Annotated in this window: 20 protein-coding genes and 1 tRNA gene; 10 read left to right on the forward strand and 11 right to left on the reverse strand. The window is 42.2% G+C overall.

Going from position 1 to position 21,311, the window contains the following annotated elements:
* Window positions 1-15: 15 nt before the first annotated feature.
* Window positions 16-2,220 (reverse strand): CapA family protein, encoded by a 2,205-nt coding sequence (locus DRB05_RS02305; protein ID WP_193554551.1) that lies wholly within the window; start codon window positions 2,218-2,220, stop codon window positions 16-18.
* A gap of 290 nt (window positions 2,221-2,510) precedes the next feature.
* On the opposite strand from DRB05_RS02305, the gene tyrR reads away from it, so the two are divergent.
* Window positions 2,511-4,067: a transcriptional regulator TyrR gene (gene tyrR / locus DRB05_RS02310; RefSeq protein WP_128725508.1), complete on the forward strand. Its 1,557-nt coding sequence runs from the start codon at window positions 2,511-2,513 to the stop codon at window positions 4,065-4,067.
* A 28-nt stretch (window positions 4,068-4,095) separates the two neighbouring features.
* Here tyrR and DRB05_RS02315 read toward each other — a convergent pair whose 3' ends face one another.
* Window positions 4,096-4,590, reverse strand: a complete 495-nt coding sequence (locus DRB05_RS02315) for a hypothetical protein (protein WP_162847778.1) — start codon at window positions 4,588-4,590, stop codon at window positions 4,096-4,098.
* Window positions 4,591-4,862: 272 nt separating this feature from the next.
* Here DRB05_RS02315 and DRB05_RS02320 point away from each other — a divergent pair, with 272 nt between their 5' ends.
* Complete coding sequence (locus DRB05_RS02320; RefSeq protein ID WP_128725509.1) at window positions 4,863-5,396, forward strand: acyl-CoA thioesterase; 534 nt, start codon at window positions 4,863-4,865, stop codon at window positions 5,394-5,396.
* Between the two features lie 74 nt (window positions 5,397-5,470).
* Here the strand turns inward: DRB05_RS02320 and DRB05_RS02325 are convergent, their stop codons facing one another.
* The gene (locus DRB05_RS02325) at window positions 5,471-6,121 is read right to left on the reverse strand and encodes an OmpW family outer membrane protein (RefSeq protein WP_128725510.1); all 651 of its coding nucleotides are present in this window, start codon (window positions 6,119-6,121) and stop codon (window positions 5,471-5,473) included.
* A gap of 259 nt (window positions 6,122-6,380) precedes the next feature.
* Between DRB05_RS02325 and dapE the strand changes: the two genes are divergently transcribed.
* The 3 genes from dapE to DRB05_RS02340 all read left to right on the forward strand — a co-directional run bounded on the left by dapE (window position 6,381) and on the right by DRB05_RS02340 (window position 9,050).
* A complete protein-coding gene (gene dapE, locus DRB05_RS02330) occupies window positions 6,381-7,562 on the forward strand; it encodes a succinyl-diaminopimelate desuccinylase (protein ID WP_128725511.1) in 1,182 nt (393 codons plus the stop codon).
* Between the two features lie 155 nt (window positions 7,563-7,717).
* Window positions 7,718-8,164: an Hsp20 family protein gene (locus DRB05_RS02335; RefSeq protein WP_128725512.1), complete on the forward strand. Its 447-nt coding sequence runs from the start codon at window positions 7,718-7,720 to the stop codon at window positions 8,162-8,164.
* Window positions 8,165-8,381: 217 nt separating this feature from the next.
* Complete coding sequence (locus DRB05_RS02340; RefSeq protein WP_128725513.1) at window positions 8,382-9,050, forward strand: hypothetical protein; 669 nt, start codon at window positions 8,382-8,384, stop codon at window positions 9,048-9,050.
* Between the two features lie 50 nt (window positions 9,051-9,100).
* Here the strand turns inward: DRB05_RS02340 and DRB05_RS02345 are convergent, their stop codons facing one another.
* From DRB05_RS02345 to DRB05_RS02355, 3 genes are read right to left on the reverse strand one after another with little or no spacing between them, the layout of a single operon-like run.
* On the reverse strand, window positions 9,101-9,628 hold the full coding sequence (locus DRB05_RS02345; protein ID WP_128725514.1) for a hypothetical protein: 528 nt from the start codon (window positions 9,626-9,628) through the stop codon (window positions 9,101-9,103).
* Complete coding sequence (locus tag DRB05_RS02350) at window positions 9,625-10,803, reverse strand: peptidylprolyl isomerase (protein WP_128725515.1); 1,179 nt, start codon at window positions 10,801-10,803, stop codon at window positions 9,625-9,627. Before DRB05_RS02350 ends, DRB05_RS02345 begins: the two co-directional genes overlap by 4 nt.
* Window positions 10,803-11,813 carry a phospholipase gene (locus tag DRB05_RS02355; protein WP_128725516.1) on the reverse strand — a complete coding sequence of 337 codons (1,011 nt, stop codon included), beginning with the start codon at window positions 11,811-11,813 and terminating at the stop codon, window positions 10,803-10,805. The genes DRB05_RS02350 and DRB05_RS02355 overlap by 1 nt, the downstream gene beginning before the upstream one ends.
* A 212-nt stretch (window positions 11,814-12,025) precedes the next feature.
* On the opposite strand from DRB05_RS02355, the gene DRB05_RS02360 reads away from it, so the two are divergent.
* Both DRB05_RS02360 and DRB05_RS02365 read left to right on the forward strand, forming a co-directional pair.
* On the forward strand, window positions 12,026-12,841 hold the full coding sequence (locus tag DRB05_RS02360; RefSeq protein WP_128725517.1) for a MipA/OmpV family protein: 816 nt from the start codon (window positions 12,026-12,028) through the stop codon (window positions 12,839-12,841).
* Window positions 12,831-13,229, forward strand: a complete 399-nt coding sequence (locus DRB05_RS02365; RefSeq protein ID WP_128725518.1) for a DUF3019 domain-containing protein — start codon at window positions 12,831-12,833, stop codon at window positions 13,227-13,229. The genes DRB05_RS02360 and DRB05_RS02365 overlap by 11 nt, the downstream gene beginning before the upstream one ends.
* Before the next feature lie 24 nt (window positions 13,230-13,253).
* Here the strand turns inward: DRB05_RS02365 and DRB05_RS02370 are convergent, their stop codons facing one another.
* The 5 genes from DRB05_RS02370 to DRB05_RS02390 all read right to left on the reverse strand — a co-directional run bounded on the left by DRB05_RS02370 (window position 13,254) and on the right by DRB05_RS02390 (window position 18,300).
* Window positions 13,254-14,813 (reverse strand): cryptochrome/photolyase family protein, encoded by a 1,560-nt coding sequence (locus DRB05_RS02370; protein WP_128725519.1) that lies wholly within the window; start codon window positions 14,811-14,813, stop codon window positions 13,254-13,256.
* On the reverse strand, window positions 14,810-16,117 hold the full coding sequence (locus DRB05_RS02375; RefSeq protein ID WP_128725520.1) for a DASH family cryptochrome: 1,308 nt from the start codon (window positions 16,115-16,117) through the stop codon (window positions 14,810-14,812). Before DRB05_RS02375 ends, DRB05_RS02370 begins: the two co-directional genes overlap by 4 nt.
* Before the next feature lie 59 nt (window positions 16,118-16,176).
* The gene (locus tag DRB05_RS02380) at window positions 16,177-16,689 is read right to left on the reverse strand and encodes a hypothetical protein (protein ID WP_128725521.1); all 513 of its coding nucleotides are present in this window, start codon (window positions 16,687-16,689) and stop codon (window positions 16,177-16,179) included.
* Window positions 16,690-16,838: 149 nt separating this feature from the next.
* Window positions 16,839-17,309 carry a hypothetical protein gene (locus DRB05_RS02385; RefSeq protein ID WP_128725522.1) on the reverse strand — a complete coding sequence of 157 codons (471 nt, stop codon included), beginning with the start codon at window positions 17,307-17,309 and terminating at the stop codon, window positions 16,839-16,841.
* 211 nt (window positions 17,310-17,520) lie between these two features.
* Window positions 17,521-18,300: a delta-class carbonic anhydrase gene (locus DRB05_RS02390; RefSeq protein WP_128725523.1), complete on the reverse strand. Its 780-nt coding sequence runs from the start codon at window positions 18,298-18,300 to the stop codon at window positions 17,521-17,523.
* 656 nt (window positions 18,301-18,956) lie between these two features.
* On the opposite strand from DRB05_RS02390, the gene DRB05_RS02395 reads away from it, so the two are divergent.
* From DRB05_RS02395 to nusA, 3 genes are all read left to right on the forward strand, one after another.
* A tRNA-Met gene (locus DRB05_RS02395) sits at window positions 18,957-19,033 on the forward strand.
* A gap of 270 nt (window positions 19,034-19,303) precedes the next feature.
* Window positions 19,304-19,759 (forward strand): ribosome maturation factor RimP, encoded by a 456-nt coding sequence (rimP, locus tag DRB05_RS02400; protein ID WP_088531273.1) that lies wholly within the window; start codon window positions 19,304-19,306, stop codon window positions 19,757-19,759.
* A gap of 39 nt (window positions 19,760-19,798) precedes the next feature.
* The gene (gene nusA / locus DRB05_RS02405; RefSeq protein WP_128725524.1) at window positions 19,799-21,298 is read left to right on the forward strand and encodes a transcription termination factor NusA; all 1,500 of its coding nucleotides are present in this window, start codon (window positions 19,799-19,801) and stop codon (window positions 21,296-21,298) included.
* The last annotated feature ends 13 nt before the right edge of the window (window positions 21,299-21,311 follow it).

Consider the following 21,311-nt stretch of genomic DNA (forward strand, 5'->3'; position numbering starts at 1 on the left):
GCTTTATTTATTCTCTTATTGTTGGCTAAAAGTGAGAGTCAGCTCAGTCGTCTTCGCTACTTTTATTTTAATAAATTCTAGGCCATGAATTTGTGCGCTTTGCCACTGACCATTTTGAAGCTCTAGTGGGCGCTGCCACGAGATCATCGCAATATCATCTAAGAATAAGGCACTTTCACCGCTACTTGGTGGTGCCATGGATAGGCCAAACTGCACTCCACGAGCAGGCAGTCCTTCATCGCCAAGCACAATGGAATCGTCAGGTAAGGTAATATCTTGTCTAAACGTTTGCCAGTCATAGCTGCCAGCTGTTTTTAACAGTGGCGTTGACTCGGAAAAGATAAGGCTATCTTCTGAAGTTAAGATGCGGATATCGGCCTTGAATTCACCTGCATTGTCTCCTTTAGCATAACCAAAAAGTGACAGCTCATGGTAAGCCTTTGCCGTGCTCGGCGCTGGTGTTATTGGCATGGTGCGAATAGTATGCTTGAATGGCACACGCGTTGGCGTTTCATTAAATTGTGTTCGCTGTAAGCAGAGCCCTTGTGAACCTCGATATTTGCCGACTAAACAGGGCGCGATATCGTCAGCCTCAATCAACCAACGAGAGACTTCTCCTTTTTCGTCATCGCTGTCCCAGTCCTCAAAATCGCCAAAGAACAATAAGTCGCGACCAAGCACAAGCTCTGCTTGAGCATTACTAGAAGTGAGTTTGCTAAGAAACTCAGCACTGTTTGAATATTGGCGTAAATCAACAATGTGCTCACCGGCTTCCAAGGTAATGACTTTTTGCTCGATTTCTTTTGCTTGAATAGGTTTATCAAAGGTGACTTCTGCAAATCCAGAGCGCAATGAGATACCAATTTCGGGTGAAGAAAATTCAGCGATGCGTTTTAGTAGGGCATTGGCAAGATCGCCACTTACAAACTTAGGAACATAGTCTTCTAGATAAACGGGATAGGCTTTTAATGCATTGATTTTAGGAGTGCCTGCGGTTTCTAATTCGACAACTGTGATCAGTCCTAAAAAGGTCTCAAGACGATTTTGCTCAAACACAAAGTTGCCCAGCCCAAGTATGGTTGGTACGCCATTGTATAGTCCAAACCCTTGTGCAACGTGAGGATGATGCGCGATCATTAAGCTAGCGCCATTGTTGGAGAGTAAATCAAAGCGGTTTGAAATATACGCTGTTGGCGCGTAAGCATACTCGTCACCACCATGTAGTTGAGCTACAACAAAGCGGCCGTTGTTACTGGCCTGAACCACCGTTTCTCTAATGCCGCTGGTGTCAGTCAGATCGGCAGCGCCCCCTTTAGCGTCTGATGCCACGTATGTAACAGTATGTTGGTCGCCAGTTATAGAAGTCGCCGAGACAAAATCTATGGTTGCCTCACCAAGGCTTAAACTATAAGGCTTGAATGCCTCGGTCGCATTTATGCCAGCGCCACTGTGTTTAAACCCTGCTTGTTCAACATACTTCAAGGTATCGTTAAGCCCTGGAGCTCGATAGTCATAGACATGGTTATTGCCAAGAGCTACGTAGTCAATACCCAAATCGTTGAGGGCAATTAATGATTCCGGCAAACTAAAAAATGCGAACTCTTTACTTGGGTGGACCGTGGTTGGGTTTTTTAAGATTGGAGATTCCAAGTTAACCGAAGCAAAATCAACATTTTTAAATAAAGGATGCATAAACTTTACTAGCGCTTGGGCATCAGGACCTGCGCTTTGAGGTTGGATCAGTCCGTCAGGTGTGCTTGGCAATGAATTTCCCATCGTAATTAAATTTGGGTTGAAATAACGACGCCCAAACATGGTATCACCAGCAAAAAGTATGGTTTTTAGGGTGCTCGATTTGGCTTTTAGTTCAAGCGAGAGTTGGTGTTCGTTATTATTTTGATTCGCTAACGTAAATACCAAAGGCAAGTAATCTGGGTGAGATACTTCTGCAACATAAGTACCATAAGCTAAAGTCGATAAGTCAAACATGCCATCGCTATTTGAGGTAAACGATTGACCATTTATAGTGAGATTAGCGCCGGCGATGGGCGCTGTGTTTGCATTTTTCAACAATACACTTAAATTGGGTGTCTCTTTATCTCTATCTTGCTGGCTTTTATCTTCATCTTTATCAGTTTGAGAAGGCCCTGTTTCATTTGGATCTTCTACAGAACAGGCTGTGAGTGCAATTAGTAGTACCAAGCTTAGTATTTTTTTCATTGTGGCCAACCTGCTTTCAAAAAAGATACATTAATTAGTTCTTTAGTATTATATCTATAAGTGTTTATGCGTTGCAATCTTTTGAAATAGAATATGATTTTCTAAATCAAAAACTTAATAAGCGCTGAAAGGTGTTTTAATAAGCAACTTTTTTCTGTTCACTATTAGTATAGGGTAAGAATTTACGAAAGTAGATAAAATCCTGTTCAATATTCTTTACGTTTTTCTAGTCGGCCAGCTATTCTTAGAGTATGATCTCATCAATTGTTAAAACCCGCTTTGAGGAACAAATGCGTCTAGAGATACATTGCGCTGACCGTATTGGTATTGCCCAAGAAATTCTCAATATCTTGGTGAGTTACCGTGTCGACTTAAAAGGTATAGAAGTTGATTCAGTAAATTGTCGAATGTACGTGAGCTTTCCACCCATCGAATTTGAACAGTTCCAGAAAATTATGCCTGAGATCCGTTTAATTGATGGCGTTGAAGATGTTCGTACTACCGCGTTTTTACCATCAGAACGTGAGCATAATGAGTTGAATACTTTGCTCAGCGCTTTGCCTGATGGCGTAATTTCTATTGATGCTAAAGGTTGGGTTCGTCACTGCAATGATGCAGCTTGTCGTGACCTAAACATGGTTGAGAAGGAAGTGATCGGTGCTAATATTAACAACCTTTTGAAAGGATTTAATTTTACCCGCTGGTTAGAAGGTAAAGAGGTATTAGGCCAAACGACTCGAGTAGAAGTGGGTGGGGAAGATTTTATTGCTGATATTTTGCCAATTTCGGTACCTCAGGGGATTGAAGGTGACGTATTAGCAGGGGCGGTAATTAACATCAAGTCGCAGTCGCGATTAGGCCAACAAGTCAGTGCATTTCGTCGTTATGGTCAAGAAAGCTTTGCAACCATTCACAATCACAGCACAGCGATGCGCAGAGTCGTACGTGAAGCCAGAAAAATGGCACAGCTAGAAGCGCCAATTCTGATCACAGGTGAAACTGGTACGGGTAAGGAGCTGCTGGCTAGAGCATGCCATTATGCTTCCAATCGTTCGCTAAAACCCTTTATCGCACTTTCTTGCGCCTCATTACCTGATGACGTTGCTGAATCCGAGCTTTTTGGTTACGCAGGATATGAAGAAAATGCAGCGCCAAAACGCGGTGTATTAGAACAGGCTGATGGTGGCACGGTATTTCTCGACGAAGTGGGTGAAATGTCGACACAGTTACAGACTAAGTTACTGCGTTTCTTACAAGATGGTACTTTCCGTAAAGTCGGTGACGAAAATGAAGTTAAGGTCAATGTTCGCATCATAGCTGCAACGCAAAAAGATTTGCCTGCAATGGTGCAAGAAGGTGCATTCAGAGAAGACCTTTACTATCGTATTAACGTACTAACACTTGAAATTGCGCCGCTCAGAGATAGGAAAGCAGATATCGGGCCTCTGGCTGAGCATTTTGTACAAAAATATGCCCAGCAAAATGGCCATCCAGCGCCAACTCTTGCTAGAGAATGTATTGAGTTTTTAGAGAATTATCCGTGGCCTGGTAATGTGAGGCAGCTAGAAAACGCTATTTATCGTGCAGTTTCGTTGCTTGACGATAAAGAACTTCGTACCGAGCATCTAAACCTACCGACCTTTACGCATGACTTAGGTTATTTGGAGTCTGACTTTGAAGGGACGTTAGACCAAGCCGTGAAGCGGTTTGAAGCAACTTTGTTGCGCAAACTTTACCCTGCTTATCCAAGTTCACGACAGCTGGCGAAACGTTTGGGATTGAGTCACACAGCCGTTGCCAACAAGCTGCGTGAGTATGGGATAAACAGAAAAACAGTCAAGGTATGATCTGAAGGCCATGCGGTGTGTGTGGCCCTTATGATTTGGTTCCCATGTCTTTTGTCACGCCATCGACCTTAATATTCTTAATGCCATCTTCTTCAAAAGAGAGTGTGATACTAACGTTATCTCGCGCAAAGAAATAATCTATCCCATTTACTGTCAAGATGTAATTACCCTTCACAGAGTCACTAAACTCTTTTTTCACAAGAGAGATGTGATGATCTGCAATTTGCCACTTAAACTCAGAAATAAAACCTTGATTGAACTCTTGGATCCAAACGCGGGTATCGTCTTTACTTAGCGTGATGGCGACAGAGTATGACTCTGGTAATTCAGACATGTCATAGAGATTCGCACCTATGCGAAATTGTTCAGTCTGTTTGTTCCAAGCAAAACCAAACTCAAACGCTTTTTCTACACCAGTTGGGTAAGTTAATGTGCCTTCTCCTTTAAAGTCAAAGTCTGCGTAGCACACGCTGGAAAAGGCAAGTAACAAGGTAAAATAAGTAAAAAGGGAAAATTTTTTCATCGACTTCACTTTAGCTATTATTAATTATAGACTTGGCCATGCCCAAGCCTAATTCGTTGTTTCTAAACTTATTTTGCAGGCTTCTCTCGCCATGATAGTAAGGCGCTCATTCTTCGAAGCTCAGGATATTAATCTAGTTTACCAAGAGCATTACCGCAACTAAGGGTCAAAGCAATGTATCGGTTATAGAAGTAAGCGTAGCAAAATAATCACTTTAGAATATGAATTGCTATGCTAGAATCGAAAAATTATTAACTGGTAAGACCATTGTTATGAATTTATATTTCCGTTTACTGCTGTTGTTTTGGAGAATAAGACAGAATAAACAAATAGCAGATTCCATTTTATCGCCGATAGATATTGAGTATCGTGCCCTACCAAGTGACTGTGATATTAATATGCACTTGACCAATTCTCGATATCTTGCGTTCATGGACTTGGCACGTACTTGGATGACAGAGCGAGTTGGATTATTTGCAGCTGTGATGAAACGCCGCTGGTTTCCAATTGTGAACGCAACGGCGATTACTTATATTCGTGATATCAAACCACTGCAAAAGTTTACCATTACCACTAAGGTGGTGGGGTGGGATCATAAATATTTTTACATTGAGCAGCGATTTCATTCGAAGCGTGGACTACATGCGATTGCGTATGTTCGTGGAGTATTCAAGCGCAAAGGTGGGGTAGTTACAGTTGAGGAAATGTTGGAAGTGGCAGGGTTTAACGGTGAAGCACCTATTTTATCTCCTGAGATTATGCATTGGAAAGCCATGTTAGAGGCAAAGAAAAACAGTAATATATAAATTATAAAGGCCACATCAGTGGCCTTGGGGATTGAGAAAGTAACAGTAAATCTGTGATTTAAACTACTTAGGTGTTAGAACTTATACTTCACACCGAACATAGCCACAACAGGGTCTATCTCAACGTCTGAAGTCAATGCTTTTACGCCGTTTGCGTACACTGTTGCGTCGGTATTGATGTCCATTTTGGAGATCATACCGTGTAGACCCCATTTTTCATTTAAGTCGTAGTTAAAACCAATTTGTAATGCGATACCAAAAGAGCTATCTAAATCAACTTCCACATCGTTAGTCTTTAGCGTTGCCTTAAGTGCTGCACTTGGCTCTTCATCGAAGAATACTGTGTAGTTTAGACCTGCACCGATAAATGGACGGAACTTGGCACTCGAATCAAAGAAGTGGTACTGCGCAAGTAGCGTTGGTGGCAAGTGTTTGATGTCTGCAATTTCAGCTCCAGCCAAGCCACCAGCACCGTCTACGGTATGAGAAAATGGTGTTGCCGCAACTAGTTCAAACACGATGTTATCGCTGTAGTGGTAATCAAGAGTGATACCAAGCTGAGTATTTGAATCAGCGACTAAGCCTAGCGAGTTATCTTGATCAATGGCAGAGGCCGTGTTGTCAGGGTTTACATTAATAGCACCAACATTAACACTGAAATTTGCGTGTGCGAAGGGAGCAGCAACTAGCAGAGTAGATAAAAGTGCAGCGCTTAAAGTTTTCATTTTCTTCTCCTAACCCTATGTGAGGACATTTTTAAACTGTGAAACAGTGTGTGTTTTCAATGAAGCCATCTTAAAAGGGTTCAAAAAATGAAAAACTGTTCTAGATCAATTTTTAAATTGTAAGCTTTCAGAAATTTTTGAAAGTTTGATTTAGATTAAGTTTTCTCGATGTCATTAATTTGCATTAAAACTGCAATGCTGTGGTCAAAGTTTCATCTTTAAATAATTGCTAGATTTCATCTACAAATCATTCTTAGTTATGTCACTAGCAACACAATATCAAGATCTTAGCTCATCTTACGTCACAGAGATATTAACGCACTTGATCCAAGCGCCCTCAGTTACGCCGTGTGATGCAGGTACTATCACTTTTATGTCAGAGCAACTCGCCGCGCTGGGCTTTACTATTGAGCAGTTTGAGATGCAAGGAGTAAAGAATTTAATTGCGAGTTATCATTTCTCTGAAGGACCCACCTTTGCTTTTTCTGGTCACGTGGACGTTGTGCCTGCAAATAATAAAGGCTGGATTGTGCCGCCATTTAGTGCGCAGATTATTGATGGCGTGATATATGGACGTGGAGCTGCAGATATGAAAGGTGGTGTTGCGGCAATGCTTGCTGCAACCAAAGCATTACTTCAGCACCGTGAAAAATTACAAGGAAGCTTTTACTGGTTGCTCACGTCTGACGAAGAAGGTGAAGCGGAGTTTGGTTCCAAATTGATCGCAGAGCGGTTAGTGGAAAATGACATTGAGCTAGATGCTTGTTTGGTTGGGGAACCGACTTCACACCAAGTGGTGGGAGATACGGTAAAAAATGGTCGTCGCGGGGCCATTTCAGGACGTATTCACGTTAAAGGAAAGGCTGGGCATGTGGCGTATCCAGAACACACCGTTAATGCGGCTCACGTCGCCGGCCAGTTAGTTAGTCAACTCGCGCTTTTACCTTGGTGGAAAGATGAAGTGGGATCGCAAACCACGCTGCAAGTCACCGGGATCACAGTTCCAAGTATCGTGGATAATTTAGTACCAGCAGAGTGTGAAATCACCTTTAATATTCGTTACAGCCATGCTTACAAAAGCCAAGAAGTGGTGCAGTACATTCAGGAGTCGCTGGCTAAATCCGGTACTGAGTTGGAGATCTGTTGGGAGCGGCCTTGTGAATCATTTTACACCGGCGCGAAGCAAGAAAACTGCTTTTTAACTCTGGTAGAGCAAGCAATCCAAGAAACAACGGGGCAATATCCGAGTTTAAGTACCGCAGGCGGCACCTCTGATGGTCGCTTCTTCGCGACTGGAAAAACGCAAGTGATCGAATGCGGGGTAAAGAATGATTCAATTCATCAAGTGAATGAACATCTATCCCTCAGCGACCTACATGTGATAGAAAAAATATACTTGTCTGTTTTAAAAAGATTTTTTATAAAAGTTGAAAATTTTTAAAAGAATTTCCTTGAAAATAAATTTGCTGGCCATAAATAGCTTTATGAGGACGCCGATAGGGCCTCATAAATTAAATAACCATTTGTTTTTAAAGTGCTTATTTGTTCTTTTTGAAGAGTGAGCACCTATGTATAGCTTTAAGAGGATACAAAATTATGCGTACAGTAGATTTATCACCATTATATCGTTCATTTATCGGTTTTGATCATTTAGCTTCTATGATGGATGATGCCGCAAGAACAGATAAACAACCTAGCTATCCACCATACAACATTGAAGCGCTAGGTAAAGACAAGTACCAAATTACCATGGCTGTTGCAGGATTTACCGAGCAAGAGCTAACGCTGGAGTCAGAAAACAATACGTTGACTGTGAAAGGTCAAAAGCAAGCGGCTGACGAAGCTAAAGAGCGTAAATTTATTCACCAAGGTATTGCCGAGCGCGGTTTCGAGCGCAAATTCCAACTTGGTGATCACGTCAAAGTATTAAGTGCAGACCTAACGCACGGCTTACTGGTTATTGATCTCGAGCGTGAGATACCGGAAGCACTGAAGCCAAGAAAAATAGAAATTGGCTCGGGCAACTTACTTGAGAGCAAGTAATATTAAGCTAATCTATTGATTTCCAACCAGCCGTCGCAAGGCGGCTTTTTTTGTCTAATTTCTGATTTTACTCTGTATGGTTTGTATTTCATCCACTTGCTCAAAGAAGGCTAAGTTGGGTTATTGGCTGTGAATTTAGTGCTGTTTAGGTTATCTGTGTAGTGTTTTTAGCGGGTTACTTGTATGGTAGAAGAAAAATATTGCGTTGAGATGAAGAATGGAACTAAAAGATAAGCTGATATTGTTGTTGAAATCAGGTGGGTTATCGTTACTCATTGCGGGGGGATTTTATACCCTGTTGTTTCGGATGTCTGCACAATTTCATCACCAGGTGCCATTTTCTCCCTTTTCGCAAGATGCTGGTGTAAACGCCATGCTAATTCATAGTTTTTTGGTTTTTCTATTCAGCGCCATTTTTAGCTATTTCTTTTTGAAAATGCATGCTGCCCGTCATGATATGCATGTCGATGGCTTAGTTCTGAGCATCAAATATACACACTTAGCGCTTTGGGGAGGTGTTGTCAGCATTGCGATCTATATCTTATTACACATGAATCAACATGTTGTAGTGTTAAAACAAGCCAAAGACAGTCACACTTCAGCTCAGCAACTCGAAGCGTTGGTTTCTTATCTCCCTGAAAGTGGCGATGTGATAGATATAGCTGTTGCACAAAACCCCGCGACGGCACCAAACACGCTAACTTATTTGAGTCTAAAACGAGACTTTGCTACCCACCTTGCACTTGCGATGAATCCAAGTACTCCCAAAAAAGTGCTGGAAGAAATTATTAGCTATTATCACGGAGGTCAACAAGATGTAGTCCTCAATGCGGTGATGAAAAACCCTAATGTGGCTAGCGGCAAGGTTCAGCTGCAGGTACGTTAATTGTTTTCGCTTTTGGCAGGGGGTTAGGCGAGTGGAGCTACTGCCTAACTTTATTTGTTATCACGTTCACTTAGTTCAATACGTAATTCACTTTGCATGTCTTTAAGTGCATTGATTTTATCTCTTGCCTCTTGTAACTGTTGTTGTGGTAATCCCTCTTTAATCCCACGCGCTAGCAGTGTTTCTATTTGCTCTACTTTGACATCGACGGCCGCAATATACTGTTGTTTTAACTTGGCGTCTTTTTGATTCAAATACGCTTGGTAGGCATTAGTATCCGACAAGTCGCCCTGAAAATTATCCTTCTGCTTTTCGACTCGGCTTATTGGCGGCACATATTCAGGATCCGTGATCGACTTAACAGCTTTGCGTGAGGTCTTGGCATTTGAGTTGAGTGGAGCATAAGTATTGATTGGTGCGCTTAATGCTTCAGCTCTTTTCTCCGGCTCGGGCTCAGCCTCTGCCTGTGATAGGGCGTTATATGTGGCGTTTTGCCAACTGATGTTGGCAAAACGCAGTGTGAATGCAGCGATCACTGCCCCAAGGAATATAACGATCAATGCTTGCCAATACTTCATATTACCGCTCCGCTGTTTGCTGCTTTCCAAGCCATATAATTTTGCTCGAATTTGTGCTGAGCAAACTCTTGGGTTAGTGCTCGCAGTGCTTGGTAGCGTACTGTTTCACTTTTCACATCGTAGTAATCATATATCGGTGATTGGCTATACAATACCAGCCATTCGCCACTTGGCGTGCGAATACTAGGCGTTATCTTGCCCTGTTGGTTACTAAACGCCAGCTGTGTTTCCCATTTTGGCGTGCTTTGGCGCGTCAGCGGAATGAGTTTGGCTTGCCATATTAAATTGGGAGTATATTTAGCGACGGCTTGTTGCCATGAGTGTGCATTTGCATATTCGTTAAATTGCTGTGCGGCTTTTTGTTCGGGGAACTTTGCTGCGCTTGCACTGACTTGTTTGATGTATTTAAACCTCTTCTTATGACGCTCATAATACTTCGCGATAGCACTTTCTGGAATTTCACTTCTTAGGGCATCAACATACTGGCTCGTTGCACCGTGCATCTCTTCCTTAACACCAAGAAATGCCAGCATGCTCGGCCTCAATAGTTCTGCGGTTACCACTTGTCGTAACTGTTCTATTGTCAGACCTTGCTTTGCCACGTAAGGTTTTGCGGCGGTAAATAGCGCCTGTTGATTGAGATGTTGATTGACAATAGCTTGCAGTAACGCGAGCTCTCCTTGGTGAAGTTTAAAGCGATTTTGCATTGATTGGCTGTGTAATACTTGAGCAAGTGTCAGTGGCGCTGATTTTGTTAGCTGCTGCTGTTGCCATTTGAGTAATTGCTCTGCAGTATATTGTCCGTCAGCGGGGTACTGACCCAGTAAGGAGAGCATTTGATTTTTATCAAATACCAAGGGGTAGTGTTTTTTTTCAAGCTGAGAAAGTACTGGGAACCAGTGCAAGAGTGAGCTTGCGAGAAACTTATCGACGTGATATTCGGTGCTGAAACCAACGTTAGATTGGCGCTCCAAAATACTTGGGTTAAGTTGCCTCGCTTGGAATAATAAAAATTGGTTTTCAAGCAATTGCGCCGCAGTTTGCTTTTTAGATAGCTTTCGACCTTGCTCAAGATAGAGTTGGTGAACCAAAGGCGTCAGGGCTTTAGGTATACTTGGTGAGGCAAAGCTTGGTAAGCAATAACTGCTTACCAAGAGAAGTAAAAAAAATCGCATTATCTCACGTCCATCGCGTGATTGAGTAAGTGAACAACCATAGCTATCGCATGTGGGATCACTTGTTTTCCTGTATTCACACGGTCGTAATGATCCTCAGAATTCAATACGATGCCACCTTGCGAATAGGAGAAAGCGCCGCCTTGGGTTAGTAATGGGCGGATGTCTGTTGAGTTAGTATCAACCGCACTAAAACTATTCATTGCTTGCTTGACCAAAGTAAAATCATTTAATGATTCTTGATCATAATAGTCTTTTACCCAAGACTCCCAGCCAGCATGATTCAGAGCTGATGTTGTCCAAGTATGGTGTGGTTGCAGTAAATCCGTGGTGTGAAATACAAAGCCGAGTACCTGTGGGTTTCCGCTTTGCACATAACTTTGGTACCAATACTGACCTAAGTTATCAATCGGTTGAAAAGGCATTTCTTCAAAATCATCGTACATACTGTATGTTGAGTGACTATCAATGCGATAGTGCTTTTCTGTGACCCCATAACTATCGTATTTAGTGTCATCAGCACTGAACCAACCCGTTTCTCCGCCATGACCATCGTCTAAATAGTCACCTTTTAACCAAGTAGCCGCCATTGTATCAACAGAGCCCCACACGGTTAGCTTTTGATAATTATAACCACCGAAGTCATTACCGTGAGTATCAGCTCCTTGAGTATGGTTTTGGAAGTGCCAGTAGCTAGTATATTTCACTATGCTTTCAGCTGCCCCCCAAAGAGGTGCCTGTACACAATCACCCGTAATAGCGCCACAAAAAAACGTATCTTCAAAGTCATCGACATCATAAGCTGCCTGACCTAGTACATTGGCGAGCTGCGATACAGACATGCCGTTAGCTTGAGCATAGGCTTGTAGTTTCGCATACTGTGTCGTTGTTGGATTTTGTGCCATGTAGTTCACCGCATCGATTACGATACGCTTATGTGTTTCTTGACTAAATGCGTGGCTTTGACCTGCTGCAACTAGTAGCGCTATAGGGAGTACATATTTTTTCATGAGTTGCCTCTATTCATTTTAATTTATGTGAACGCAAATTTTTCTGCTAAAAGCAAAGTGCGCTATTTAAAATAATTTATGTGAACTTTTAATTAAAATAAAGTTAATTTATGCTGATGGCTAAAAAATAGAGAAGAAGCTTGTTGGTCATAAATGGGTCAGGTATGATCTCGGGTAGAATTTAGGCACATCTGCGCTAGATAAATGGAACCATGAATAAACTACTTATAATAATCAGTTTATTATTACCGTTTTACGGAATATGCGAAGAACGGGATGATGAGCTCGACGGCGAGTTTGCTTGGCAGCTGAGTGTTGGTGCTTTCTATGTTGATATGACTATGCCGGCTTTGGTTGGTACGGATTCTTCATTTAAACACGGTACCTTTCTTGTCGATGCAAAAATAGAATATAAAAACTTTTACCTCAATACTCATTCAGGGGATTTCTTTGGCGGATCGGATATTGGTTACCAAATTATCAATAATGGTGAGTGGGGAATAGATGCCATTTATGGCAGCTATATGTTGCCTTTTTCGGAGCGCGGCTACTATGAAAGTGACGATGTAGTGCCTGAGCTGCGAGGGATCAGAGAGCGTAAACAAGACAATTCACTAGGTTTTTCATATTACCGCCATGTTGGAGAGTTTCTTGCTGTTGCTGAAGTTGTTTATGATGTCTTTGGAGATACCAATGGTTGGGTGTTTCACCTTGAAGCGACACGTAACTTTGAATTAAGAAACTGGGATTTGTGGCTAAATTTCGGCGCTAATTATTATTCTAGTAATTTTCATAGCTACTTTTACGGTGTTTCTGAGGCTGAAGTTAATGAGTATCTTTCTCCCTATAAACCCGGTGCCTCAGCCTCTGCATTTGCACAAATGCAGCTTAATTATCCCATTGCAGAAGATTGGGTGTTCAGCGCTGGTGCATCTTGGTTGGTTGGATCGCAAGATACGCTAGATAGCCCCTTAGTTCGCTCTCGTCACGCTAGAGTGTTTTTTACTGGGGTGAAGTATGTTTTCTAAATTAATCACATGGATAGTGTTGTTTCTAGGTTTGCTATTTAGTGAATTGCTACATGCCGAAGAAACTGTCTCAGTGGGAATACTCCATGCCGTACCAAGCAAGTGTGTTGCCCTGAACCAGGGGAGGACCTGCTATGCGGACGTCAAAGTAACCGTAAATGCACCAACTGAAGGTGACTACTGTATTCGAGAAAGTTTGTCGAAAAAAATCCTACAATGCTGGGCTAAAACAGACACTTTTAAATATGAGTTAGACTTTAGTTCTGATGAGAGTTTAAGTTATGAACTTATTTCAAAGCAGTCTCGAGATGTACTTGCCGTCACTACCATTGAGGTGAACTGGGTTCATAAAGTAAAAATTAAAAAAAGGCGTTGGCGTCTCTTTTAATATTAGGTTGCGAGCAAGCGCAGCCTAAAGCTGCTCAATGTTATCTAGACACCACTGTGCTCTTGTAAGTATTTCTTGCTGTGTTTTCTCATCTTGTTTTTGCCAATTTCGATAGATCATGCCAATACGATGGTTATTGGCAAATTTGTCTTCATGGCGGTGCATAAAATGCCAATAAAGGCTGTTAAGCGGGCAAGCATCGTCCGCCGATTTTTGTTTGACGTCGTAGTGGCAATGCTGACAATAATCACTCATTTTTTGCATGTAGTTACCACTTGCAGCATAAGGTTTGGTTGCTACTATGCCGTGATCAGCAAATTGTGTCATACCTCTTGTGTTCGGCATTTCCACCCATTCAATGGCGTCGATGTATATACCTAAATACCACTCATCCACTTGATCTGGGTGAATTCCGGTTAACAGGCAAAAGTTTCCTGTGACCATTAATCTTTGAATATGATGGGCGTAGGCATAATCTAGGCTTTGAGTGATGGCTTCACTTAGGCAACGCATCTTCGTTTTTCCGTGCCAAAAGTAACTTGGCAAGTTGCGCTGAGCGAGCAAGTAATTTTTATGGCGGTAGTCAGGCATATTGAGCCAGTAAACGGCTCGAATATATTCTCGCCAGCCCAATATTTGCCGAACAAACCCCTCAATCTGGGCGATATCAATTTGTGAGTTGTTTTCGTAAGCTGCGATCGCGCTATCAATAACATGTTTAGGGTGGAGCATCTTTGTGTTGAGCGCAAAAGAGAGCCGTGAGTGATACAGCGACCATTTATCGTCACTTTTGCAGGTCATTGAATCTTGAAATTGACCGAATGAAGGCAGTAGGTGCTCACAAAAATAGCATAAAAGTTCTTGGGCTTGAGCGCGTGTAGTCGGCCAAAGCAGTTCATTTTTAGTGTTACCAATAGTCTTCACTTTATGGTGTTCAATCCGCTTTAAAATGTCACTAACATTGTTGGCAAAACAAAGTGGTTGTGGAATAGCGTCGATATCTTTTGGTTTGAGCTTGTTACGGTTTTGGCTGTCGAAGTTCCATTGTTTACCAACGGGTTCTCCTTCTTCCATCAATATATTAAAACGTCGCCTCAGCTTGCGATAGAAAAACTCCATTGTGGTGTGTTTTCCTGGGGTTAAATAGTCATCCAGCTCTTCATATGGAACTAGAAAATGCTCAGTATCAAAGCAGCGAACTTGTAAATGGTCTAATCTCAACTCCGTCATTTGTTTGAGTAAGCGATATTCGTCAGGTCGCTGATAGTCGAAGTTTGATACTTGATACTTATCACATAAATCAGTAATTAAAGCGGGAAGATCTGAATAGTCCTGAGTCTCATCAAGTGTAAGGTGAAGCACATTGAATCCTGCTGTATCCAGAGCAATAGCGAAATTTTTCATGGCTTTGAAGAATGCGCATACCTTTTGTATGTGATGTTTGGTGTAGTTAGCTTCTTGCTTGAGCTCTGCTATCAAATATAGATACTCGGCTTTATCGTCAGAAAACCAACTGTGTTTGGCGTTGAGTTGATCGCCAAGAATCAATCTGATGGCTTTGTACTGATGCTTTTGCTGTGTCATTCATTATTCTCCAAAGGCCAGCCAACGTAATCATAGCTATCTAGTTGTGAGGAGGCGTCTCCTTGCCATAGTTTTATATATTTGCTGTCTGGGTCAAATAGCTCTTGCTGTTTTTTGATATTAAAATGGCGACCGCCTCGAGGGTCAGCCCCAACGCCCGCGCTATACTGCCAATTTCCCCAGTTTGCCGCGACGTCATAATCGATAAGATGTTGCTCAAAAAAAGCAGCACCATAGCGCCAATCTAGTTGTAGCTCATTTACAAAGTAGCTCGCAGCTATTTGTCTCGCTCTGTTGGAAATCCAGCCAGTTTTAGTTAATTCGTGCATAATGGCATTGACTAGTGCGCTGGGCGTTTGACCTTGGCACCACTTTAAAAAGCGCTCTGGATAGAAACTGGTTTTTGGTGTTTTGGCTTTGACGCCTGAAAAGTAAAATAGCTTCTGTTGATGTTTGAATGCATACCAATGAAAGTACTCACGCCACAGAAGCTCAAACCAAATCCAGTAGGTTGACTCATTTGCGCCTCTTTGCTGCTCAAATTGAGTAAGTGCTTGCTTGATCTGTTTAGGGCTGATAGCGCCAAAGGCGAGTATCGGGCTAAAGCGAGTGGAAAAATGCTCACCGAACAAGGCGTTTCTGGTTTCTTTGTATGTAAGCGCTGCATCCGTTTGAAAATATTGTTGTAGCTGCTGTTGTGCTTGTGCTTCACCCGCTGGCACTTTGACACTGTATGGAACATTTGCTTTGAATTCGGTTAAATCAGCAACCTGGTTTGGCCTTGGTGGAAGTATAGCGGTTGCAATAGGTGGATTAGGTTCAATTTCCTCAACTGCTTTTCTAAATGGCGTAAAACTAGGTGGCAGCTCACTGATTTTGAGTGGTAATATCTCTGGTTCAAATAGCGTACTAGAATAAGCGCTAATATATTGAATATGCGGAAACTTGTCTTGTAACTTTAACCAAAGTTTTTGTTCATCGAATCCTGGATGAGCTGCGCGGCCAATATGAGTTATCTGCTGTGTATGAATAATCTCGGTCAGTGCTTTGAGGTGAGTTGTGTCACGTAGTATATACAGCTTCTGTTGTTGTGACGTTAGTGATTGATGCAAGGCGTTGAGCGTCTGATTGCGATAACATTCGACAGCAAAAGAAGTTGAACACTGTGCTTTGCGAGCCGTCCATAGGTTTACACTGGGTAGATAAATACAGATAAGTGTGTCGACTAGAGACGCCAGCTTTGTAAGTGCGGGATTATCACTAAGGCGACAGTCGTTTTCAAATAAATAGAGTCCTACTTTCACGTTTATTCTTAACAGTCATGAACGAATAAGACTCTATACGTAACAATCAGCTAAATTGCTCAGTTAGTTTGGCAAGATTCGATAAGTGTCCGCAAGTGAGCACCAACGTCTTGTGTTTTGGTTTGGCCTTGTTCAAGTAAGTTGCTCGCTTGCTGTTTTAGCTCAGCCAAATCGTACTGCTCGAGCAGGGTTCTTAAATATCTAACGGTATCAGCACCTTGCTGAAGTAAATCAGGAAATTGTTCGATGGAAATTTCCTGCTGACTGAGGCGAGAAATAGAGTTGAGTAGGTCGCTTAGATTTGCACTGTCTTGCAATGCCCCTTCAACGGTAATAAGTGCCCCCATCGGGTCGGCGTCAAGATTGTTTGCTACACAAGCTGCAACACTACCTGCCTTTGCTGATGCTTGTACTGACTCAATTCCTTTATCACGGATCTGTTCAACCACTTGCTGTAGCTCTTGATGTTCAGACAAGTATTGCGCCTCGATTTGGGCTTTAGAATCTTCCAGCATATCGCATGCGGTGAGTGAGACAACAATAGTAGACGCAAAGGCAATCGCTCTTAGCATTTTATCACTTCCTATATAAAAATTTTATGAAAGTCTAATAAGCTAAGAGCCAGAAGTCACGCAGAGTTTGGACTTGCAAGCTCAGCAAGACTTTGGCTTTAGAGCGATGTTTAGTGGTTGCAGTTGTCTAATTATGACTAGAAGCTCAGTTAGTTCACTTGCTGTTGTGCTTTTTTAAATTCCTGCAGGCCAATAACATTTGTCTTTTTGAATAACTCAAAACGAAGCATATTCTCTATAAGTAGCAACGCTTTATTCCAAGCATTCTTTGCGGCACTGGTAAAGTGCCTGCCCAGGTGACTCTTCAATGTTGCGGTAAATGTGAATAGTAAGACACTGATATCTCTTTCTGTCGTACCCATAAATAAAAGTGTTTCTCGTTGCTTTTGCAGATAAAGCAATAAGTTGGATTGTTGCGGAATCCGCATTACGCAATTTTGTACAAAATCGAATATCTGATGTTCCCAGATTATAATTTGTCCAACGCTTGTTGGTATTTGCATACGTAAATCGTAATGTTGGATCTGGTTATACCAAGAGGTGCAAAAGCCGTGGAAATTCGGGCGAATACTCGCTAGCGTTTGAGTTAAAAGTTGATATTGATAGGGAGTTATGCTCATAGACGCCTCTTCAAACTGGTGAAGAGCGGATCCTTTGCTCAAGAAAACAAATTGCCTAAGCTTGAGTATAGCTGTTTTTTTTAAATGCGAGACTTTTTAATATCTTTTTGTGAGAGTTTTCTTACATTGCAATAATTAATTGAATTTCAATATGCTGAAGCCAGCTACAGTAGGCCGATATTGAGCAACGGCCCACGTTCATTTAAAAATATTAGTGCGTAATTGGAGAAAGTAACTGTGGATCTGTCACAAGTTTGCGAATGCCATGCGCATGGTCCTCTTCAAAATCATTGTCTTTACACCAACGTGCGAGACTATTTATATCAACCTTGGCACAGCTTGGGCGTACGCTCCAGCTTACCTGTAAAGGTGAACACTGTTGGTTGTTATAGCTAGGTCCTGTGGTTGAACCTAGAAACTCAACCGGCGTGCCTGTATTACTTGGTAGAGCACCTGCTTGATGGTAGCCGCCAACTTGCCCTTGATAATCAAGCGCAGTGAAGTCTTGCGCATTTTTATCATTAACCACCAAAAATACCTGAGTTTCAACGCGTAGATCGGGGTTGGCACAGCTGTCGTTCAAGCAAGCACCAAGTGTGGGCCCTGGTTTTACATCACAAGAGCTATGAACCCAGTGTACTTCAATTGTGTCGCCCGGTTTTACGTTGCTACATACTTTACCCTCTACAGGAGCAAGCTCTGCTGGGGTAAGGCTCGCTGTCGCATTACACTGGAATCCACCGTATTTTGGGTCATTAGAGACTACTGAGAAGTCTTTGGCTTTGTGTTCCGCATTTTTATGAAAGTGAATGTTACATAGGTTGAGTTTTTCTTTTGGTGGAGCCATAGCAAAAACTCGTTTGTTGTGACCCTGCGAACTATCAATATCTCTCGGTGTTTGTGGTCCTGCCGATGCACATTGCGCTGCAAATGCTTCAAAGCTAAATAAAGATAATGCTGGTAATAAGCTTGATTTTATAGCTGCTTTCATTTGGTTTTCCTTTCTTTCATCATTTTGTTCCTACTTCAGCTTCAATTAATAGCTTGTTCGACTTGAAGGAGCAAACCTATCATTTATTACGTTAAAAATTGTTTTTAAGATAATTAAATAGTAAAGCTCTTGCCTTACTATCGATAAGGCTCTCTTGCCTCAATCTTAGTTTAATCATTGAAGGAAGTTAATTTTATTGCACTCAATTATGGATCAGGAGTTTACTTTTTGTTACATAAAGCAGTGTTAAAATCAAACTGGACCGATGAGTTGGGTGCGATGATGTGATATATGAAAAGTAAAATGCCGGATTGCACCTCAACAATGAACTGAAACACCAGAAGATAGTTCTAAATCAAGGTTGCTATCTAGGCATACTGTCTTTATAATACGCAGCATATTTAGGCAATAGGCCTGAGACTTTTGTTTTTCAGTATAATTGTCTTTAAGCATGAGCGATGCATTGCTCAGTAAAATGGTATTTTTAAGATACCACTTCTTTGAAAAGTAGAAGTAAAACAATTTATGTTTCGGTGTGGAATGGAGTTGCTTGATAGATGGTCGGGCGCTTAATTTTGTAAAGAGCCGAAGGTCGTCGGTTCAAATCCGATTGCCACTTCTTTGAAAAGTAGAAGTAAAACAATTTTATGTGTTGGCGCGGGATGGAGCAGCCTGGTAGCTCGTCGGGCTCATAACCCGAAGGTCGTCGGTTCAAATCCGGCTCCCGCAACCAAGTTAAAGATTGAGTTCTTTGATTTCGCGCATTCCTTGTAATGCGCGTTTTGCGTTTAAGCATCAGCTTTTTTGTTTAAGTTGATGATTAATTTGGCTGAGATAGCTCGCAAACCAAGCACGGCCTTTGGCCACACAGTTTGTTATTCGTGTGACGCCCCGCTTGGTTCGGGGCGTTGTTGTATCTGGCGCAAGGTGTATTCTGAGCCCAAGATCAAGCAGCTATGATTTGGGGCTTTAGGCCCTTTTTTTGTTTGTATGGAGGAGTTCTGTGTCAAAACTCGAGCAAGATTTGACTGAAATGTTGGAGCCTGCAGTTGCTGCGTGTGGCTTTGAATTACTCGGTCTTGAGTTTGTGCAAGCTGGTCGTCATTCTACACTTCGTGTATATATCGATCATGAAAACGGCATTAATGTAGATGACTGTGCGGAAGTGAGTCGTCAAGTTAGTGCAATTTTAGATGTCGAAGACCCGATTACGAACGAATATAGTTTGGAAGTATCTTCTCCTGGTGTTGACAGACCATTATTCAAACAAGCTCACTATGAAGCAGCAGTGGGAGAGGAAGTACGTTTGCGTACTAAACTTCCGCAAGAAGGTCGCCGTAATTTTAAAGGCGACTTAGTAGCAGTTAATGGCGATATGATCACGTTGAAAGTTGACAGTCAGGATTTTATCTTGATGTTGAGTAACATTGAACGTGCCAATATCATCGCAAAATTCTAACTTTGAGTGCGAAGGACAAGGGCAAGCGAGGCATTACCTATGGCAAAAGAAATATTATTGGTGGCAGAAGCTGTTTCCAATGAAAAAGCGGTCCCAAGAGAAAAGATTTTTGAAGCATTAGAGTTCGCACTAGCGACAGCAACAAAAAAGAAGCACGACGGTGAAATCGAAGTACGCGTTACTATCGACCGTAAAACGGGCGAGTACGATACTTTTCGTCGTTGGAAAGCGGTTGAGCCACAAGAAGATGGTTCACTAGAAAATCCGTATGCGGAAATTACGTTTGAAGCGGCGCAAGTTGATGAGCCGGATATTCAATTAGGTGATTACGTCGAAGAACAGATCGAATCAATTAAATTTGACCGTATCACGACACAAATGGCGAAGCAGGTAATTGTACAAAAAGTACGAGAAGCTGAGCGCGCATTAGTCGTTGATGCATATAAAGATCAAAAAGGCGAGCTAGTGACAGGTGTTGTTAAAAAGGCAACGCGTGACGCTATCGTTATCGACCTTGGTAACAATGCTGAAGCGGTAATTTACCGTGAAGACATGCTACCACGCGAAAGCTTCCGTCCAGGTGACCGTGTACGAGGTCTGCTGTATGAAGTGAAGCCTGAAGCACGTGGTGCACAGCTATTTGTTACGCGTTCTAAGCCAGAAATGTTGATGGAACTGTTCCGTATTGAAGTTCCTGAAATCGGCGAAGAAATGATTGAACTGAGAGGCGCTGCACGTGACCCTGGTTCTCGTGCTAAAATCGCTGTAAAATCAAACGACAAGCGAATCGATCCTGTAGGTGCGTGTGTTGGTATGCGTGGCGCACGTGTACAAGCAGTCTCTTCAGAGCTTGGCGGTGAACGTGTTGACATCGTACTTTACGATGATAACCCAGCACAGTTCGTAATCAACGCAATGGCACCGGCTGAAGTAGCTTCAATCGTAATGGATGAAGATACGCGTACGATGGAAATTGCAGTTGAAGCTGACAATCTAGCGCAAGCGATTGGTCGTAATGGTCAAAACGTACGCTTAGCTAGCCAACTTACTGGTTGGGAACTAAATGTAATGACAGTGGAAGAGATGGAGCGTAAGAGCGCGGAAGAATCAGATAAACTGGTTAATCTATTCACTGAAAATCTAGACATCGACGATGATTTTGCAACGTTACTGATCAACGAAGGTTTCTCTTCACTTGAAGAGGTTGCTTATGTACCAGTAGCTGAATTTTTAGAAATTGACGGTCTAGACGAAGAAACAGTTGAAGAGCTACGTAATCGTGCAAAAGATGCACTGACTACGAAAGCGCTTCGCGATGAAGAAAGTCTTGAAAATGCAGAGCCTGCAGAAGACCTACTAGCACTGGAAGGACTTGAGCGTCACACCGCTTTTGTTTTTGCTAGCAAAGGTATCGTTACACTTGAAGATCTTGCTGAGCAAGGTATTGATGACTTAGTCGAAATTTCTGAGTTATCTGAAGAGCAAGCTGGTGAGCTAATCATGGCTGCACGTAACATTTGCTGGTTCAGCGAAGAGTAATTTATTAACGGAG

This window comes from Pseudoalteromonas sp. A757 (assembly GCF_004103285.1).
Classification (GTDB): domain Bacteria; phylum Pseudomonadota; class Gammaproteobacteria; order Enterobacterales; family Alteromonadaceae; genus Pseudoalteromonas; species Pseudoalteromonas galatheae.

What these genes read in the sequence shown, in the direction of transcription:
- DRB05_RS02325 (WP_128725510.1), bottom strand. Translation starts at nt 6,121, where the DNA reads ATGAAAACTTTAAGCGCTGCACTTTTATCTACTCTGCTAGTTGCTGCT.
- DRB05_RS02385 (WP_128725522.1), bottom strand. Translation starts at nt 17,309, where the DNA reads ATGAGCATAACTCCCTATCAATATCAACTTTTAACTCAAACGCTAGCG.
- dapE (WP_128725511.1), top strand. Translation starts at nt 6,381, where the DNA reads ATGTCACTAGCAACACAATATCAAGATCTTAGCTCATCTTACGTCACA.
- DRB05_RS02335 (WP_128725512.1), top strand. Translation starts at nt 7,718, where the DNA reads ATGCGTACAGTAGATTTATCACCATTATATCGTTCATTTATCGGTTTT.
- tyrR (WP_128725508.1), top strand. Translation starts at nt 2,511, where the DNA reads ATGCGTCTAGAGATACATTGCGCTGACCGTATTGGTATTGCCCAAGAA.
- DRB05_RS02355 (WP_128725516.1), bottom strand. Translation starts at nt 11,813, where the DNA reads ATGAAAAAATATGTACTCCCTATAGCGCTACTAGTTGCAGCAGGTCAA.
- DRB05_RS02340 (WP_128725513.1), top strand. Translation starts at nt 8,382, where the DNA reads ATGGAACTAAAAGATAAGCTGATATTGTTGTTGAAATCAGGTGGGTTA.
- DRB05_RS02345 (WP_128725514.1), bottom strand. Translation starts at nt 9,628, where the DNA reads ATGAAGTATTGGCAAGCATTGATCGTTATATTCCTTGGGGCAGTGATC.
- DRB05_RS02320 (WP_128725509.1), top strand. Translation starts at nt 4,863, where the DNA reads ATGAATTTATATTTCCGTTTACTGCTGTTGTTTTGGAGAATAAGACAG.
- DRB05_RS02315 (WP_162847778.1), bottom strand. Translation starts at nt 4,590, where the DNA reads ATGAAAAAATTTTCCCTTTTTACTTATTTTACCTTGTTACTTGCCTTT.
- DRB05_RS02305 (WP_193554551.1), bottom strand. Translation starts at nt 2,220, where the DNA reads ATGAAAAAAATACTAAGCTTGGTACTACTAATTGCACTCACAGCCTGT.
- DRB05_RS02365 (WP_128725518.1), top strand. Translation starts at nt 12,831, where the DNA reads ATGTTTTCTAAATTAATCACATGGATAGTGTTGTTTCTAGGTTTGCTA.
- DRB05_RS02390 (WP_128725523.1), bottom strand. Translation starts at nt 18,300, where the DNA reads ATGAAAGCAGCTATAAAATCAAGCTTATTACCAGCATTATCTTTATTT.
- DRB05_RS02360 (WP_128725517.1), top strand. Translation starts at nt 12,026, where the DNA reads ATGAATAAACTACTTATAATAATCAGTTTATTATTACCGTTTTACGGA.
- DRB05_RS02350 (WP_128725515.1), bottom strand. Translation starts at nt 10,803, where the DNA reads ATGCGATTTTTTTTACTTCTCTTGGTAAGCAGTTATTGCTTACCAAGC.
- DRB05_RS02380 (WP_128725521.1), bottom strand. Translation starts at nt 16,689, where the DNA reads ATGCTAAGAGCGATTGCCTTTGCGTCTACTATTGTTGTCTCACTCACC.
- nusA (WP_128725524.1), top strand. Translation starts at nt 19,799, where the DNA reads ATGGCAAAAGAAATATTATTGGTGGCAGAAGCTGTTTCCAATGAAAAA.
- DRB05_RS02370 (WP_128725519.1), bottom strand. Translation starts at nt 14,813, where the DNA reads ATGACACAGCAAAAGCATCAGTACAAAGCCATCAGATTGATTCTTGGC.